A 17,049-nucleotide genomic window follows, 5' to 3' on the forward strand; every position below is an offset into this window, starting at 1 on the left:
TTTTTGGATTTTTCTCTTTCGATGAGGTAGTGTCTATTTTTATTAGAAATAGCCAAATTTTTCCGAGATCTTTTGAATTAATGGCGATTTAAATTGATGAATTCTTCTCTGTTGTCAACAGAGAAATAAATTAGAAATTCTGGCCGGAGCGGAATGCTTTGGGAATGACTCTTCCCCAGCGCGCCATGTTCCCGTCTTGCGATTGATGCGCAGCATGCGTGGTTGCCGGCCCTTGGGCACCAGCACCAGATCGATGTGCTTGCCATCGCCCTCATCGGGCGGCATGCCCCGGTGATCCACCACGATCCGTTCAAAGGTGTCGGTCGCCATTTGCCGCGTTTGTAGCCTGGTGTCGTCGTCGAGGTTTTCGAGGCCCCTCCACAAATGCGGCCCACAACGATGCAAGGGCCGGAGTGATGGTCCGATTGGCGCTGGTCAGTTGGAACTTCAGGCATTGCGGTTCGCTGCGCTGGTTGCCGAAGGTAGCCTCCATGCCAATCAACGCAGGGCCATGCCGGATGCGGTACAGGCTGAAGGGTGGAATCGGCTTGCTATTGAATGGTGTCAGGCCCTGGGCGTTCAGTTGCCCAGCGCTGGGCATATTCGACCTGTGGAGCAACCGATGAACCGGCCGTTCGTTTGGGATCGGAGCGCCCTAAATCCCTGTATACTCGCGCGTTTTGCTTTTTCTGGAGTAGTCCCGTGCGCCGGTTTGCGAGTATGGATAGGGTGTCGCCAAACCACTTGGGCGGCGCAGGGCATGTGGGGATATGGGGAATTCGATGAGCAACGCTACGCCGAAAGTTGGATTCGTCAGCCTGGGGTGTCCCAAGGCTTTGGTCGATTCCGAGCAGATCATCACGCAGTTGCGGGCCGAAGGTTATGTGATCTCGCCGTCGTACGACGATGCGGACCTGGTGGTGGTGAACACCTGTGGCTTCATCGATTCCGCAGTGCAGGAAAGCCTGGACGCCATCGGTGAGGCGCTGGCCGAGAACGGCAAGGTGATCGTCACCGGCTGTCTGGGCGCCAAGGGTGAAGGTGACTTCATCCGCGAGGCGCACCCCAAGGTACTGGCGGTTACCGGCGCGCATGCCAAGGATGAGGTGATGCTCCACGTGCATGCGGCCTTGCCCAAGCCACATGATCCCTTTGTGGATCTGGTGCCGCCGGCCGGGGTCAAGCTCACGCCGAAGCATTATGCCTACCTGAAGATTTCCGAAGGCTGTAACCATCGCTGTACCTTCTGCATCATTCCGTCGATGCGCGGTGACCTGGTCAGCCGCCCTATCCATGATGTGCTGCGCGAAGCGGAGAACCTGGCACGTGCCGGGGTGAAGGAACTGCTGATCATTTCGCAGGACACCAGCGCCTATGGCGTGGATGTGAAATACAAGACCGGCTTCCACAACGGTCGCCCGGTGCGCACGCGCATGACAGAGCTGTGCGAGGAACTGGGCAAGCTGGGCATCTGGGCGCGGCTGCACTACGTTTATCCGTATCCGCACGTGGACGAGGTGATTCCGCTGATGGCGGAAGGAAAAATCCTGCCGTATCTGGATATTCCGTTCCAGCATGCGTCGCAACGCGTGCTCAAGTTGATGAAGCGCCCGGCCAACAGCGCCAACGTGCTGGAGCGCATCAAGGCCTGGCGGGCGATCTGCCCGGACCTGACCATCCGTTCCACGTTCATCGTCGGCTTCCCTGGTGAGACCGAGGCGGACTTTGACGAACTGCTGGCCTTCCTCGACGAAGCACAACTGGATCGCGTCGGCTGTTTTACCTATTCGCCAGTCGATGGCGCCACCGCCAACGATTTGCCCGACCACGTGCCGGCCGAGGTGGCCGAGGATCGCAAGCGTCGCTTCATGGACAAGCAGGCCGCGATCAGCGCCGCGCGCTTGCAGGCCAGGATCGGTCGCGAGCTTACCGTGCTGGTGGATGAGGTGGACGATGAAGGCGCCGTGGCGCGTACCTGGGCGGATGCGCCGGAGATCGACGGCCTGGTCTACTTCGACCCGGCTCCCGGCGTGCAGCCGGGCGATTTCGTGAAGGTACGCATCACTGACGCGGACGAGCACGATCTGTGGGCGGAACAACTTTGATCCAGGGTAGGGCGGGTTGATGGACACCAGTTACGCACGGCGTTTCGGCGGGATCGCGCGGCTGTATGGCAGCGCCGCGCTGGAGCGCTTCCGGGCTGCGCACGTGTGCGTGATCGGCGTCGGCGGCGTCGGGTCCTGGGCGGCGGAGGCCCTGGCGCGCTCCGGTATCGGGGGCATCACGCTCATCGATCTGGACGATATCTGCGTTTCCAACACCAATCGCCAGTTACCCGCGCACGACGGCAATTTCGGTCGGGCCAAGGTGGTGGCGCTGGCCGAGCGGCTGCGCCTGATCAACCCCGATTGCATCGTGCACGCGGTGGAGGATTTCGTCGTCGAGGATAGCCTGGACGAGCACCTCGGGCGTGGCTACGACTATGTGATCGATGCGATCGACTCGGTGCGGATCAAGGCGCAGATCATTGCGTGGTGTCGCCGACACAAGGTGCGCCTGATTACCACCGGTGGCGCTGGCGGGCAGACCGATCCGACCCAGATTCGCATCGACGACCTGACCCGTACCACCCAGGATCCGCTGGCCAGCAAGGTACGCAGCCTGCTGCGCCGCGAATACGGCTTCCCGAAGGGCGACAAGAAGTTCGGTGTGGACTGTGTATTTTCCACCGAACAACTGGTCTATCCCCAGGCCGACGGTTCGGTGTGCGCGCGCAAGCCGGAAGGCGAGGGCGGGGCGCGACTCGATTGCCAGGGCGGCTTCGGCGCCAGCCTGGTGGTCACCGGTAGTTTCGGTTTCGCCGCGGTGTCGCGGGTACTGCGCAAGCTGGCTGCCACGCCTGCCTGAGCAACTCTTTTGTTATGCCAGTTTGCGCTGGGCGGCGATCATCACCGCTGTCAGCGCGGCCATCCCCAGCAGCAACAGGTACAGATCATCGCAGGCGAGCAGTTGCGCCTGCTGGGCCAACTGCCGTTCCAGCAGTGCCTGGGCGGCCAGATGTGCATGCGCCGCGTCGTAGCCTTGCGTGAGCAGCCAGCCTTGCACACGCGCCATCCAGTCACCCATCACCGGATTATCCAGTTGCACGGCGGCGGAAAGCTGGGCGTGCGTGGCGAACTGCCGGTTCTGCATCAATACCGCGGCCAGGCCGGACGACATCGAGAAAGCCAGTTGCCGCATCAGGTTCTTGCTTTGATAGCCATGCGCGAAATGGGCGTCGTCCAGGCCCCGAAAGGTGAGCCCGGCCACCGGGATCACCAGCAACACACCGAATAATCCTTTCGCCACCAGCCCGGGCAGCAGCCATTCGAGCGAGGCATTGGGCGGCAGATGCGCGAACCACCACGCCGAAAGTCCGATTGCGACCGCACCCCCCACCATCATCGGTTTTTTGCGCGGCAGCTTCGCGCCAAGGCGCAGGTAGACCATGATGCCCAGCAGGCTGATCAGCGCGGCAAAGCTGTTGAGTTGGCCCGCGGTCAGCGTCGGCATTGCCAGTGCCTGTTCGGCCAGGATCGGGAACAGGTAGCTGCTGAAGTTGGACAGCACGTAGTACATGAAATAAAGCCCGAGCCCGGTGAGGTAGACCGGATTATGCAGCGGGCGTAAATGCAGCATCGGCGTCTGGTGATGCCACTGCTGGTAGAGAAACCCCAGCAGCAGCGTCGCGCCAACCAGTGCCAGCAAGGCCAGCCGCAACGGATGCGCAAAGATGTCGTAGCGCATTTCGCTCAGCGCCAACTGCAACGCGATGATGGCGCCGGCGAACAGCAACAGCGGTTGCAAGGCCAGCGCCGTGGCTTCGCTGCGCGGCTCCGCGTCCGGCAGCAGCAGGTAGGCGCCGACCACGGCCACCAGCGTTGGTGGCACGATGCCGAGGAAAATGCTCTGCCAGCCCGCCCATTCGATCAGCGCGCCCGCCAGCACCGGCCCCAGCACCGATGCGCTGAAGACGCCGATCATGAAATAGCGGATCGCCCGCCCTCGCTCCGCCCCCTTGAACATCAGGTTCACCAGGATGCGGCTGCTGGTGAACAGCGCGCCGCCGCCCACCCCCTGGATGAAGCGCGCCAGAACCAGTTCGTGCAGGCCATTCGCCGCCGCGCTGCCCATGGCGCCCAGTGCGAACAGCGACAGCGCGACGGTGAGATAGCGCCGATAGCCGAAGCGATGCGCCAGCCACTGCTGCTTGACGATCATCAGCATGCTGCCGACAGCGTACGACGCCAGCACCAGGGCAAAGTCGCGGGGCGACGCGCCGATGCCGCCCATGACGTGGCTGGCCGCGAAGACGAACATCGCGTTTTCCATGAATTCCACGCCGGTGATCAGCCCGAGCAGTGCCATGGCCAGGCGCTTTTTCTGAAGCCTTATCCAGGCATGCAGGCGACGCGTCACGGCTGTTGCGGCTCCAGGGCATCGTTCATGGCGGCCAGGTCGGTGACCAGCGCGTCGATGCGTTCCGGTTGCAATGCTGACCAGCAGGCGGCATAGGCGGCATGGACATCGGCCATGGCGTGGCGATAGCGAGCACGGCCGGTGTCGGTCAGTTCCAGGTCCAGGCTGCGGCGATCTCGGCTGGAATGCTGGCGTTGCAGCAGGCCGGCGTTTTCCAGCCGGTCGAGCAGGCGGGTGACCTGGACGCGGCTGGCATCCAGCGTGACGCCCAGCTCCGAAGGGTTGAGCGACGGTCCTTCGGTATCCAGTACGACCAGCGCCAGATAGCCCCGCATGTCCAGTCCATGGGGGACCAGTGCGGCATTGATGCGTGCTTCCAGCAGGTGGCCCACGCGAAACAACAGGCGGGATGCCCGCAAGGCGGGGCCTGGGGCATTCGGATAAATGCCAAGCACTTGCTCGATGCGTTGTTCGAAGGACATATCGATAATGTTTCAAATGAAATTATATCGATTGTATCGATTGGACTGCCGCCGCGCCAGTCAGGTGGCTGCCGATGCCGGATCAATTCGCATAGGCGAGGCGGTCGATGTCGTCGGACAGGCTGTACAGCACGCCTTCTTCGATCACCCCGTGCAGCCGGCCCAGAAAGTCGTCGGCAGTCTGGAGCAGCAGATTGCGCTCGCGTAGCGAGACATCCTGCGATTTCAGATAACGCACGATAGCGTGGGTGGCGGAGAGCATCAGCCGGTTGTTGTGCGTGCGTCGCGCCGCGTCCACCGCGCGTTCCACGGCCTCGGCAAAACGGCCGGCCAGCATCAGTTGCACGCTCTGCTTGTTCAGTTCGGCGATATCCGTGCCCAGGCGGCGGACGTATTCCGCCCAGGCTGCTCGCTGGCCGCAGGCGCCTTCCAGCAGGCCGGAAATGTATTTGCTGGTAATGAAGCGTTCGGCCATGGGCCGGAGCCAGCGGTAGGGCGCGTTGCCGGGATTGGCCCTTTCACCCGGCACGGTCGGGGCGCAGATGAAGTCCGCGGTCATGATGGCGCTCACGGCCAGCTCCAGCGTGAACTCGTTGGCGGCGACAAAGTCCGCCAGCGGGTCCAGATCCAGCGCGCGTCCGGAAAACAGCGCGTTGGCCAGCATGCCCACCACCTGGCCGGCGAACGATTCCTTGCGCCGGCCGATCTCGCTCAACATCCGCAGATAGCGATCCGCGTCGCCGTGCGCGTTGTCGCGTTTGGCGGCCAGTGCCAGTTGCAGCACGGTCTCCGGCGCCAGCGCCGAGGAATTGCCGCCGTAGGTGACCGCACGCTCCAGCATCGCCCGCGCCTTGGCCGGCTGGCCGAGCATGCTGGCGAGATTGCCCGCCTTTTGCAGGCGCGACACATTGTTGGGCGCAATCGACAGGCTCTGGTCGTAGACAGCCATGGCTTCGTCGAGCCGGCCATCGGCCATGTACAGCGCCGCCAGTTCTTCGTAGGCATCCACATATTGCGCATGCTCGTCGATGGCGCTCTTGAGCATGGCTTCCGCTTCGTCCTTGCGGCTTTGGCGGTTGTAGACGCGCGCCAGCCCCAGCCTGGCCCAGGGCACCACGCGCCGTTGCAGGATTTCCTCGAATACCTTGCGCGCGGCGTCCAGTTGTCCGTCTTCCAGCAGCAAGGTCGAAAGCAGGCGCTGCAAATCGTTGCGGTAGGGGATATCGGTGGTGGTGGTCAGCAGATCGCGCGCCATTTGCAGCGCCCCGCTGGTATCGCCATGGGTGATGCGTTCGTACAGCGGGCGCAGGAACTGCTTTTTTTCCCAGGCCAGGGCCAGGCGATCCGAAAGGCGTGCGCCGGTGAAGGGCTTGATCAGGTAGTCGTCCGGGCCGACTTCGGCCACTGCCACCACTTTTTCGTAGCTGGCCTCGGCGGTGATCATGAACCAGACTGTGGTCAGCGGCAGTTCGCCGGTACGGCGAAGTTCCTCCAGCAGCTCCTGCCCATTCATGCCTTCGCCGAAGTGATAATCGCACAGCACGATGTCGTACTGGCCATTCTTCAGCCGGCGCCGGGTTTCCCCGATGCTGCTGGTGAGATCGACCCGGGTGATGCCGAGATGTCCCAGCGTGAGTCGTATCGACTGACGCACCGTCTGGGCGTCGTCCGCAACCAACACGCTGGCCTGGGTGAGTGCTACCGCCATATGCGCGCCTGATAGATGAAGTATTTCACCCCTACTATCGCTGCGCGGGCGGTTTTTTGCTTGGATTTGCGTTATGTGGTGCCAAAACGAAACAGCCCCGATCTTGCGATCGGGGCTGTGATGTCTGGTGCCCAAGAGAAGACTCGAACTTCCACGCCCGTGAAGGCGCTAGGACCTGAACCTAGTGCGTCTACCAATTCCGCCACCTGGGCCACGCGCTTACGCTAGAATCAATCCGGCGTGCACTGCACGAAGAAGCAGGATTATCAGGAAACCCAAAAACAATGTCAAGAAAGACCGAGAAAGAAATTAAAACCGCTGCGAACCCGCACCAATCCACGAATTTGCGCGCCCAGGATCCCTTCCTTGCTCGTGAAACCGAGCGTTACGATAGCCCGCTACCCTCGCGGGAATTCATTTTCCAACTGGTCGAGGCCGAGAACGTACCACTGCCCGTGGACGATCTCGTCATGCGGCTTTCGATCACCGCCGACGAGCGCCCCTTCTTCGAACGCCGCCTGGCCGCGATGGCGCGCGAAGGCGATCTGATGATCAACCGCAAGGGTGCGCTGTGCCTGCCGCAAAAGGTCGATCTGATCGCGGGGCGGGTGCAGGGGCATCCCGATGGTTTCGGCTTCCTCATTCCCGACGACGGCAGCGACGATCTCTACCTTGGCCCCAAGGAAATGGACAAGGTCCTGCATGGCGACCGCGTGCTGGGGCAGCAGATCGGGTTCGATCGGCGTGGCCGGCGCGAAGGCAAGATTGCCGAGATCCTCGAGCGCGCCAATACCACCCTGGTGGGGCGCTTCCGGCTGGAACACGGTGTCTCCATCGTTACCGCCGAGGACAAGCGCATCAGCCAGGAAATCCTGGTGCCGCCCAAGGAAACCGGCCGGGCGAAGGCCGGGCAGATCGTGGTGGTGGAGTTGATCCAGCAGCCGGAACGCCATGTGCAGCCGGTAGGCCGCGTGGTCGAGATACTGGGCAACTACGACGATCCCGGTATGGAAATCGAGATCGCCCTGCGCAAGCACAACCTGCCGCACGTGTTCTCGGATGCGGCGCAGGCCCAGGCGGCCGAAGTGCCGGCCAAGGTGCGCAAGGCCGATCTCAAGGCCATCCAGGGCGTGAAGCGCGAGGACCTGCGCGACCTGCCGCTGGTGACCATCGATGGCGAGACCGCCAAGGATTTCGACGATGCCGTCTACGCCGAGAAGAAAGGCAAGGGCTGGCGCCTGGTGGTGGCCATCGCCGATGTCAGCCACTATGTGCAGCCGGACGACGCGCTGGACGTCACCTCGCGCGAGCGCGGCAATTCGGTGTATTTCCCGCGGCGGGTGATCCCTATGCTGCCGGAGCAGCTTTCCAACGGCATCTGCTCGCTGAACCCGGACGTGGCGCGGCTGTGCATGGTGTGCGACATGGAAGTGGGCGCCAAGGGTGCGATCAAGAAGTACCGCTTCTATCCGGCCGTGATGCACTCCCAGGCGCGGCTGACCTACACCAAGGTGTGGGACATGATCGAGCATCCCAAGGGCCCGACCGCCAGGCAGTACAAGAAAGTGCTGCCGCATATCCAGGAGCTGTACGCGCTGTTTCAGGCATTCTCCAAGGCGCGCGCCAAGCGCGGTGCCATCGATTTCGAAACGGTGGAAACCGAGATCCGCTTCGACGATCACGGCAAGATCCGCGAGATCGTGCCGGTGCATCGCAACGATGCCCACAAGCTGATCGAGGAATGCATGCTGGCCGCCAACGTCTGCGCAGCCGACATTCTGATCAAGCACAAGCACCCGGGGCTGTACCGCGTTCACGAAGGCCCCAAGCCGGAGAAGCTGGACGTGCTGCGCGAATACCTGCGTACCTGCGGGTTGACGCTGGGGGGCGACGACGATCCCACCGCCGAGGACTACGCCAGGCTGTTGCAGGCGATCAAGGCCCGCCCCGATGCCGAGCTGTTGCAGACCATGCTGCTGCGCAGCCTGTCGCAGGCGGTCTATACGCCGGACAACAAGGGTCACTTCGGCCTGGGTTATCCGGCCTATGCGCATTTCACTTCGCCGATCCGCCGCTATCCCGACCTGCTGGTGCATCGCTCGATCAAGGCCATTCTCGCCGGCAAGAAGTACAAGCCTTCGCAGAAGTGGGACGCCCTCGGCATCCAGTGCTCCATGACCGAACGCCGCGCCGACGACGCCAGCCGCGACGTGCTCAACTTCCTCAAGTGCTACTACATGCAGGATAAGGTGGGCGAGGAGTTCGAAGGCAGTGTCGCGGCGGTGACCAGCTTTGGCATGTTCGTCCTGCTGGACGATCTGTATGTGGAAGGGTTGGTGCACGTATCCGAGCTGGGCAGCGATTACTTCCATTACGACGAGCGTCGGCGCGAACTGCGCGGCGAACGCAGCGGCAAGGTCTACAAGCTCACCGACCGGTTGAAGGTGAAGGTGGTCCGTGTCGATCTGGAAACCAGCAAGATCGATTTCACGCTGGCGCCGGTCGATCGACTGTTCGTGCCGCCACCGGCCGAGCGCGACGCCGCACGCGGCGGATCGCGCCGTCGTGGCAAGCAGGGGGATGGCAAGGTGCGCGAAACGGCCTCACCCGCGCAAAGCGCGCCGGTGGCCGTTGGCAAGACCCCGGCACCTGCCGCGCCACGCAGCGAAGCACCCACTGCGGAGGCCGCACCGAAATCGACGCGTTCCTCGCGCAACCGCCGCTCGCGGCAAAAGCAGCAGGCGAACGCCAAGCCGGTGACGGCGGCGATACCTAGCGTGACCAGCGTGCCCGCGCCGGCACCTGCCACGGTTGCTCCCAACCCTGAACGGCGCCGTTCCAGCAAGCGCCCGGCCCGACCCGGCGAGGCAAAGCCGTCGCAACCGGCCAGTGCGCCGGCAACCACCCCGGCGCCGGTCGCACCGAAACCACCGCAGGCATCGGCGAAACCGCAGCCGGCTGCGAAGCAGCCACAACCGACGCCGAAACCGGCGCCTGCTGCGACCGCGCCGACCAATGCGGGGCAGGGCAAGGCGCAACCAGGAAAGACCCCGGCGCCGGCGAAACCACAAGCCGCGCCCACCACATTGGCACCGGGTTCGACGAGCACGGCGCCGGCTGTGGCCAAGCCCGCCGCACCGGAGAAAAAGCCCGTGGCAAGAAAGCCACGGCAGGCCCAGGCTCCGGCAAGCACCGCCGAATCCGCCAAGGCCGCTCCTGCACCGGCGACCAAGCCCGCCCCCCGGCGTAACAAGCCTGCCACCGGCACGGCGACGCCTGTGGTGACCGCTGGTGTTGCCTCTCCGCCGCCAGCCGCCAAGCCCGCGCGGCAACCGGCAGCAAAGCAGGTGGCGGCCTTGCTGGCACCGCCCGCGCCCGCACCGGCTGGCAAACCCGAACCCACGCCTGCCGCACCTGCGCAGGGACAGGCCACGCGGCGCTCGCGTCAACGAAAAAAACCAGAAGGCTCAGCATGATCGAATTGATACAAGTGCCGTTTTCGCACTTTTGCGCGAAGGTTCGCATTGCACTCAATGAAAAGGGGTTACCGCATCGCTGCCTGCCGGTGCCGGGTGGCTGGATGGACAGCGTCGAATACCGGGTGGTGAATCCGCTGGGGCGTGTTCCGTTCCTGGTGGATGGCGATATCCGCCTGGGTGAATCGCAGGTCATCAACGAATACCTGGAGGATCGCTATCCGCAGCCATCGCTGATGCCGTCGGACGCGGCGGGGCGGGCGCGCGTGCGCTGGCTGTGCAGCCTGCACGACAACTATTGCGCCCCGCAGATCTTTCGCATCTTTTTCGGGCTGGTCAAAGGCCAGGCGCCGGACGCATTTGCCGATGACTGGCAGGCCGTATTGCAGGCGCTCGATCTGCTCGAAGCGCAGACCGACGATGCCTGGCTTGCCGGGCCGGCGTTCTCACTGGCCGATTGCACCTGGGTATTGAGCTGGATGCATGCGCAGGGGTTGTCCGCCATGCTGAACCAGCCGCTCGATGCCGAAACACGCTATCCACGGCTGTTGGCATGGGCGGCGCGCGCGGAGTCGCGGCCGGCCGTGGCCAGCGTGATGACGGAGGCCAAGGCGGCGCTGGCGGCGATGTGAGGTGTGATTGCATGCCCATGAACAACGGCCCGTTGCGGGCCGTTTTTCATGATGCGGGTGCGCTTGTTCAGGCCAGCCGGTTTACGGCGCGATCCAGCGCCTTGCGATGGGATTCCTCGATCTCGGTGATCTTGCATTGCAGGCGGAAGCGGCTGCTGCCACCCATCAAGGTGCATGCCAGCACCTTGGCGGCGAACTCCGCATAGATGCGATTCTGTCCCTCGGCATCGGGCAGTTCCAGGAACACCTTGATCTGCGAACCATCGCGCAGGGGCTGGTCGATCACCACCACCGCGCTTTGCATTGCGATCTCGACCGCGTGGCCGTAGATGGGCTGGGTCTCGCCGGGACGCAGCACGGCGGCGCGCCAGCTCACCAGTTTGCGCTGGAGTTGTGAGGAAGATGAGGCAGTATCGTTCATGGGATGGGTGTTACCGAAGGCTTAACGCAATGCCGTGATAAGCTTGTTGCGCGCTTGCGCTAAAAGTTCGGGTGGAGATTACAGGCGGCCCTACATTGGGTACCGGCCGCATTCTAACAGGGGAGAAAAAGCCAATGTTCATCGTTGATCGGTCCGCAGCGCTTATCCGGCCGAAGCAGCCGTTCCTGGAGTGGCTCAACGCGCTGCCTGGCAACGACATCCAGCTGACGCTCGACGATATCCGCAGCGACTGCACCGTGATCCTGGTGCCGGAGGCTGGCGAGCCCGAGGATGGCATTTCCTACATCGACGATATCGCCGACAAATTGTTCGAAATGGAACTTGCGTCGTGGGTGGAGGACGAAGCGCTTTGGCCGCAGAAGCGCAACCTCAAGCTGTTCTGGGAATGGTTCGACGTGGAAATCCACCTGGGCGTGATGGATAGCGTATCCGAAGATATCCATAACACGCCGTCGGACCACGGCTATCACTGAAAGCGCGGGAAGCGGGCATCGGCATCCGGCAACGCCGGATGCAGGCGGGTGGGGTTTGATCGATTCCGCCCGTTGCTGCCACCCGAAGCTCCGCAAGCAATGCAATCTTGTGGATGGGTAGGCGGAGCCGCGCTTCGCGCGGGATGATTCACCGGTTCATCACACTGATCACCGGCATGGCCGGGCAAGGAGAAAACATGTTTCGTCGTCGTATCGCATTGGCAGCATTGACTGGCCTGACCGTACTGGGCGCCGCCCAGGCGGAGCCGCTCAACTACAACGTCGTTAACCTCGAAGCCAGCGCGCAGCGCTCGGTGACCAACGACCTGGCCATTGCCACTTTGTTCGTGGAAGTGAACGACGCCGATCCGACCCGCCTTTCCGGCAAGGTGAACCGCACACTGGCGGCCGCGCTCAAGATGGTGAAGCAGCAGGCATCGATCAAGGTGGCGGGCACGGGGTACAGCACCTTCCCGGTCTACAACGCCAAGACCAACCGTGCCGATGGCTGGCGCGGACGTGGCGAGTTGCGCCTGTCCAGCCGTGATTTCGAAACGTTGTCCAGGCTGCTGGGCCAGTTGCAGCAACCGCTCGAGGGCGGCCTGTCGCTGCAACTGGCGCAGGTCAGCTACGGCGTGGCCGAGGAAACCCGAGACAAGCTGGAAAACGAACTGATCGAGGAAAGCCTCAAGGCGTTCCGCCAGCGCGCCGATCTGGTCAGCCGTGGTATGGCCAGCAAGGGCTGGCGGCCGGTCAACCTGAATGTCAACACGCAGTCGTTCATCCCGCCGCAACCGGTGGCCAAGGCAATGATGATGCGTGCCGAGTCGGCTGATGCGGCGCCCGCGCCGCTGGAAGGGGGCGACAGCAAGGTGACGGTCACCGTCTCCGGCAGCATCCAGGTCGAGTAAGCCGCCGTGCACAGCAAGCCGCGAGTGGACTGCCGGTTCGGCCCCTCGCGGCTTGGTCGTATCTGGACATCGGGCATCCACCTGCTGGCTGGCGCACTGGCCGTTACCTTGCCGGTCTGGTGGATCGCACCGGCATGGGCGCTGGTGGCGGCGTCGGCGTACCTGGGCTGGCGGGGGCTGCATGGCCACGGCCAATTGCGCGCACCCGGCGACGGAACCTTGTGGCTGGAGCACGGCGGGGGCGAGGCATTGATCCAGCCATTGCCGGGCACCCTGGTCACGACTCTGCTGATCGTGCTGCGCTATCGCCAGGCCGGCGGCGCGAGATCGCTGGTGCTGTGGCCGGATTCGGCGCCCGCCGAGCCGCTGCGTCATCTGCGCATCTGGCTGCGTTGGCGGCCACGGCCAGGCGAATGAAAAAAAGGAAGCGTGCAGCTTCCTTTTTTTGTGCCAGGACGCCGATGCCGTCCGGCGTCCGGTTCCGCGAACACGTCGCACGACCGGGCTCAATCGCATTGGCCACACGTGTCCGGTTGGCGCCGAATGAGCGAGCGGCGCTCAGTCGAACAGCACCAGCGGCCGGGCCGGTGCATGCGGATGCGGCACTACGGCGGCTGGAATCTGGTACACCGTTTGCAGAATGTCTGGCGTCAGCACGTCGGCCGGCGCGCCGCAGGCCACGGTGGTGCCGTTTGCCAGCAATAGCAGCCGGTCGCACCACCGTGCCGCCAGATTCACGTCGTGCAACACCGTCAGCACGGCCAGCCCCTGATTGCGGGCCAGTTCGTGCGCGGCCTGAAGCAGCGCCTGCTGGTGGCGTGGATCGAGGCTGGCGGTCGGCTCATCCAGCAGCAACGCGCGGCCCTCGCCGGGTTGTTGCGCGGCCAGCACCTGCACCAGCACCCGTGCGAACTGCACCCGCTGCTGCTCGCCGCCGGACAGGCGCGGATAGCGGCGGTCGATGAAGTGGGCGACATCGGCCAGCGCCAGTGCGCGGGCGACCAGTTCGTCCACCGTTCCCGGCGTCAGTTCGGGAAACGGGTAGGCACCCATCGCGACCACTTCGGCCACCGACAGGTCGAATGCCAGTGTCGGCGATTGCGGCAATACTGCGCGCCGACGAGCCAGGGTGGCGGTGGGCAGGCCGGCGAGCGGTGTGCCGTCCAGCAACACCCGGCCGGCGTCCGGCGCCAGTTCGCCCGCCAGCAATGCCAGTAGCGACGATTTGCCGGCGCCATTGGCACCGAGCACACCCAGGACTTCGCCATTGGCCAGCGTCAGCGATACATCGTGCAGCACAGCGCGGCCGCCGCGTTTGCAATGGAGTCGTTCGGCGGCGATCATCGCGGGCCTCCGCGGGTCAGCAGCCAGAGGAAGAACGGCCCGCCCACCAGCGCGGTGACGATGCCGATCGGCAGCTCCGACGGAATCACCACGATGCGCGCCAGCCAGTCGGCCAGCGTCAGTGCCAGCGCGCCCGCAACCAGGGCGTTGGGCAGCAACCAGCGGTGGTCGGCGCCCAATGACAGCCGCACCAGGTGTGGCACCACCAGACCGATGAAGCCGATGGTGCCGGTGGCGGCCACCAGCGGGCCGACCAGCAACGCGGTGAGGATCACCATGCGCCGGCGCAGCGGCTTGAGCGAGAACCCCAGGTGTTGCGCTTCGCGCTCGCCCAGCAGCAGCGCGTTCATCGCGCGCCAGTGCCGTAGCAGCATGATGGAAATCGCCACCGTCCACGGCGCCAGGAACGCCAGCAGCGGCCAGCTTGCGCCGGCCAGGCTGCCCAGGTTCCAGAAAGTGAGGCTGCGTAGCTGGGTATCGTCCGCCAGATAGGTGAACAGCCCGATCAAGGCCCAGCAAATGGCATTGATCGCCACGCCGGCCAGCAGCAACCCGGCCATGCCGTGCTGCATGCGTCCCAGCCGGTAGGCCAGCAACGTGGCCCCCAGGCTGCCGCAGAATGCGGCGGGCGCCAGCACGGCGAACTGCTGGTAGCCGAGCACGATGGCCGCGACCGCGCCCAGCGAGCCGCCCGCCGAGATGCCGATCAGCCCAGGCTCCGCCAGCGGATTGCGGAACAACGCCTGCATGCTGACGCCGGCAATGGCCAGCCCGCCGCCACAGACGATGGCGAACAGCACGCGTGGCAGACGGACCTGCCACAGCACGCTTTGCCAGAGCGTCTCATCGGGCGTGGCGGCGTTGCCGAGCAATAGCTGCGGCAGCGCCGACCACGGGATGTCCACCGCGCCGCTGGCGGCGGCCGCCAGCGTGGCGCATGCCAGCAGCGCGATCAGGATCAGCAGCACCTGCAACGCGCGGGGGCGCGTCGTGTCCTGGACGGGGGCGGCATCCATCGGGATGGGCCGGGAAGGGGCGGGGGCGGTCACGGCAGGCATCGTAGCATCATCTCCCGCTCTGCTTGCCGCTCGCGCCGGTCGTGCTCAGGCCCGCTTTCAGTTCGACCAATGCTTCCGGCAGCCGTGGGCCGAAGCCTAGCAGCAGCAGGTCGTCCATGATCACCAGCCGCTTGTTGCGCGCGGCTGGCGTGGCGGCGAGGCCGGGCATCGCCAGCAGTTTATCGGCGCCGCCCAGCGATTCGACGCTCATGCGCGTGGTGACGATCACCTCGGGCGCCAATGCCGCGATGCCTTCTCCGCCCAGCGCCTTGTAGCCGCGCTGGCGTGCCAGCACGTTGGGCGCGCCGGCCAGCTTGAGCATGGCGTCGGCGGCGGTTCCGCCACCGGCCGCTTCCAGCGTGTTCCCGCCGCGACTCATCACCATCAGCGTGCGCGGCGCCTTACCGCCACGTAATGGCTTGAGGGCATCGTTCACACGCAGCACCAGGGCACGACCATCGTCGCGCAGGCCCAGTGCCGCGGCCACGCCGTGGATACGTTGCTCCAGCGCCGGCAAGGTGGGTTCGGACGGCAGCACGATCACGCGCCGCCCTAACTGGCGCAAGCGTTCGATCGCTTCCGGTGGGCCGGCCTGATCGGATGCCAGGACCAGATCCGGTGTCAGTCCGACCACGCCTTCCACCGAAAAGGTACGGTAGTAGCCCACCTTGGGCAGTTGACGCGCTTCGGGCGGGTAGATGCTGGATTGGTCGGCGCCCACCAGTTGTGGGCCGCCGCCCAGCGCATACGCGATCTCGGTCAGCCCGCCGCCCAGCACCACCACCCGCTTGGGCGCGGGTGCGGCGCCGACGAGCAGCGGCACCGCCAGGGCGGCGAAGGCCAGCCAGGATTTCAGGATACGCATGGGCTTACTCCGCCAACGGGGTGGCGCACAGGCTCACCATCAGCTCGCGCCAGCCGGCCAGTTCGGGCTTGCCCGGCTTGCGCTCGCCAAACCATTGCACGATGAGTTCGCCGTTGGCGGCGTAGACCTCCAGCGAGGTGACCCAGCCGTCACTGGTCGGCTTGTTGACCACCCAGCATTCGGCGATGGCTTCAGTGTTGAGGTGCAGGTTGAAATCGGGATCGAGAATGTTGAACCACGGCCCGGTGCGCAGCAGTTTGTGCACGGCGCCGGAGTGGATCTGCACGATGCCCCGGTTGCCGACGAAGCACATGATGGACAGCCCGCTGGCCACGGCCGATTGCAGCATGGTCTCGACCGCATCGATGGCGACCGGCTGCGCGAGATCGCTGCCGGCGGCACGCAGGGCGCCCAGGCGCGAGACGTTGAACTTGCGCAGCAAAGGGAAGAACTGGTGGGTGTCGGTCATCGCCAGCCACGCATCGCGCAGCGCGGCGGCATCCGCCACGTCCGGCAGTTCGTTGCTGGCGGGGATCGTTTCCGGCGTCGGTTGGCGCTTGCCGCGCGCGGCATATTTGGCGACCAGCGCGTCATAGGCGGCTGCATCGCTGTGCTCGGTGAGGAAAACCTTGTGGACCGCGACGCCTTCGCGGTCGAAGAACTGGATGCTGCGGCGATCGTTCTCGGTCACCGCGTAGCAATGCTGCCAGCAGGTGAAAAACAGGCGCAGATCGATATCCGGCCCGAGGACCAGGCCGACCGGACCTTCTGCCTTGATGTCCTCGTAGGCTCCGTGGCGCTCGTGCACGCACCAGTCGTTGCGCGACAGGGCCATCACGCGGCCCAGTGTGCCCAGTTCGTTGAACAGGGTCTGCATCGGGCGTTCGCCCGTGGCGATCAGTTCGATGGCGGTGGGGCCGCATTCGGCGGCGACCAGTTCGGCCTCGCTCACGCCCAGGCGTTGCGCGCGGTCGCGGATGCGCAGGCGCGGCTCGGCGGCAACCAGTTCGGCGTGCCGGGCTTGCAGCTCGGCGCGGCTGGTGCGGTCGAAAGTGAGGGTAGCTGTGTTCATGTCAGTTCCATGAGACGGGGTGGTGATACGAAGGAAAATCGTCCGGCACCCGTGTGCCGGACGAGGCGTGACGCCGTCAGCAAGCGCTGATCGACAGGCTTTCAGAGTGCGCGCCTGCTCGCGGTGGC

At 64.6% G+C, this 17,049-nt stretch carries 16 protein-coding genes and 1 tRNA gene; 7 read left to right on the plus strand and 10 right to left on the minus strand.

The features are described from left to right. Positions 1–114: 114 nt before the first annotated feature. A complete protein-coding gene (locus FAZ21_RS10490) occupies positions 115–330 on the minus strand; it encodes a hypothetical protein (RefSeq protein ID WP_136773401.1) in 216 nt (71 codons plus the stop codon). A gap of 452 nt (positions 331–782) precedes the next feature. On the opposite strand from FAZ21_RS10490, the gene rimO reads away from it, so the two are divergent. Next, the gene (rimO, locus tag FAZ21_RS10495; RefSeq protein WP_136773402.1) at positions 783–2,105 is read left to right on the plus strand and encodes a 30S ribosomal protein S12 methylthiotransferase RimO; all 1,323 of its coding nucleotides are present in this window, start codon (positions 783–785) and stop codon (positions 2,103–2,105) included. Between the two features lie 19 nt (positions 2,106–2,124). Continuing rightward, positions 2,125–2,907: a tRNA cyclic N6-threonylcarbamoyladenosine(37) synthase TcdA gene (gene tcdA / locus FAZ21_RS10500; RefSeq protein ID WP_136773403.1), complete on the plus strand. Its 783-nt coding sequence runs from the start codon at positions 2,125–2,127 to the stop codon at positions 2,905–2,907. 12 nt (positions 2,908–2,919) lie between these two features. Here the strand turns inward: tcdA and FAZ21_RS10505 are convergent, their stop codons facing one another. The 4 genes from FAZ21_RS10505 to FAZ21_RS10520 all read right to left on the minus strand — a co-directional run bounded on the left by FAZ21_RS10505 (position 2,920) and on the right by FAZ21_RS10520 (position 6,860). Next, positions 2,920–4,458, minus strand: a complete 1,539-nt coding sequence (locus FAZ21_RS10505) for an MFS transporter (RefSeq protein ID WP_211243434.1) — start codon at positions 4,456–4,458, stop codon at positions 2,920–2,922. Next, positions 4,455–4,940 carry a MarR family winged helix-turn-helix transcriptional regulator gene (locus tag FAZ21_RS10510; protein ID WP_136773404.1) on the minus strand — a complete coding sequence of 162 codons (486 nt, stop codon included), beginning with the start codon at positions 4,938–4,940 and terminating at the stop codon, positions 4,455–4,457. The genes FAZ21_RS10505 and FAZ21_RS10510 overlap by 4 nt, the downstream gene beginning before the upstream one ends. A gap of 82 nt (positions 4,941–5,022) precedes the next feature. After that, positions 5,023–6,648: a response regulator gene (locus tag FAZ21_RS10515; RefSeq protein WP_136773405.1), complete on the minus strand. Its 1,626-nt coding sequence runs from the start codon at positions 6,646–6,648 to the stop codon at positions 5,023–5,025. 125 nt (positions 6,649–6,773) lie between these two features. Next, positions 6,774–6,860: transfer RNA gene (locus tag FAZ21_RS10520), tRNA-Leu, on the minus strand. A 72-nt stretch (positions 6,861–6,932) separates the two neighbouring features. Between FAZ21_RS10520 and rnr the strand changes: the two genes are divergently transcribed. Together rnr and FAZ21_RS10530 are read left to right on the plus strand one after the other, a co-directional pair. Next, a complete protein-coding gene (rnr, locus tag FAZ21_RS10525; RefSeq protein ID WP_136773406.1) occupies positions 6,933–10,124 on the plus strand; it encodes a ribonuclease R in 3,192 nt (1,063 codons plus the stop codon). Continuing rightward, positions 10,121–10,756, plus strand: a complete 636-nt coding sequence (locus FAZ21_RS10530) for a glutathione S-transferase family protein (protein ID WP_136773407.1) — start codon at positions 10,121–10,123, stop codon at positions 10,754–10,756. Before rnr ends, FAZ21_RS10530 begins: the two co-directional genes overlap by 4 nt. 67 nt (positions 10,757–10,823) lie before the next feature. On the opposite strand, the gene FAZ21_RS10535 is transcribed toward FAZ21_RS10530, so the two are convergent. After that, entirely contained in the window at positions 10,824–11,177 is a 354-nt protein-coding gene (locus tag FAZ21_RS10535; protein ID WP_136773408.1) for a hypothetical protein, read from the minus strand. A gap of 134 nt (positions 11,178–11,311) precedes the next feature. Between FAZ21_RS10535 and FAZ21_RS10540 the strand changes: the two genes are divergently transcribed. The 3 genes from FAZ21_RS10540 to FAZ21_RS10550 all read left to right on the plus strand — a co-directional run bounded on the left by FAZ21_RS10540 (position 11,312) and on the right by FAZ21_RS10550 (position 12,999). Beyond that, complete coding sequence (locus FAZ21_RS10540) at positions 11,312–11,671, plus strand: hypothetical protein (protein ID WP_136773409.1); 360 nt, start codon at positions 11,312–11,314, stop codon at positions 11,669–11,671. A 197-nt stretch (positions 11,672–11,868) separates the two neighbouring features. Then, on the plus strand, positions 11,869–12,582 hold the full coding sequence (locus tag FAZ21_RS10545) for an SIMPL domain-containing protein (protein WP_169307353.1): 714 nt from the start codon (positions 11,869–11,871) through the stop codon (positions 12,580–12,582). A gap of 24 nt (positions 12,583–12,606) precedes the next feature. Continuing rightward, positions 12,607–12,999: a protein YgfX gene (locus FAZ21_RS10550; protein WP_136773411.1), complete on the plus strand. Its 393-nt coding sequence runs from the start codon at positions 12,607–12,609 to the stop codon at positions 12,997–12,999. Positions 13,000–13,140: 141 nt separating this feature from the next. Here FAZ21_RS10550 and FAZ21_RS10555 read toward each other — a convergent pair whose 3' ends face one another. Genes FAZ21_RS10555 through FAZ21_RS10570 form a run of 4 tightly spaced genes read right to left on the minus strand, consistent with a single transcriptional unit; the run spans position 13,141 to position 16,921 of the window. Next, on the minus strand, positions 13,141–13,926 hold the full coding sequence (locus FAZ21_RS10555; protein WP_136773412.1) for a heme ABC transporter ATP-binding protein: 786 nt from the start codon (positions 13,924–13,926) through the stop codon (positions 13,141–13,143). After that, positions 13,923–14,984, minus strand: a complete 1,062-nt coding sequence (locus FAZ21_RS10560; protein WP_136773413.1) for a FecCD family ABC transporter permease — start codon at positions 14,982–14,984, stop codon at positions 13,923–13,925. The genes FAZ21_RS10555 and FAZ21_RS10560 overlap by 4 nt, the downstream gene beginning before the upstream one ends. A 7-nt stretch (positions 14,985–14,991) precedes the next feature. Then, on the minus strand, positions 14,992–15,849 hold the full coding sequence (locus FAZ21_RS10565) for a heme/hemin ABC transporter substrate-binding protein (protein WP_136773414.1): 858 nt from the start codon (positions 15,847–15,849) through the stop codon (positions 14,992–14,994). Between the two features lie 4 nt (positions 15,850–15,853). After that, the gene (locus FAZ21_RS10570) at positions 15,854–16,921 is read right to left on the minus strand and encodes a hemin-degrading factor (RefSeq protein ID WP_136773415.1); all 1,068 of its coding nucleotides are present in this window, start codon (positions 16,919–16,921) and stop codon (positions 15,854–15,856) included. Between the last annotated feature and the right edge of the window lie 128 nt (positions 16,922–17,049).

The organism is Chitiniphilus eburneus (assembly GCF_005048205.1).
GTDB classification, from domain to species: Bacteria; Pseudomonadota; Gammaproteobacteria; order Burkholderiales; family Chitinibacteraceae; genus Chitiniphilus; species Chitiniphilus eburneus.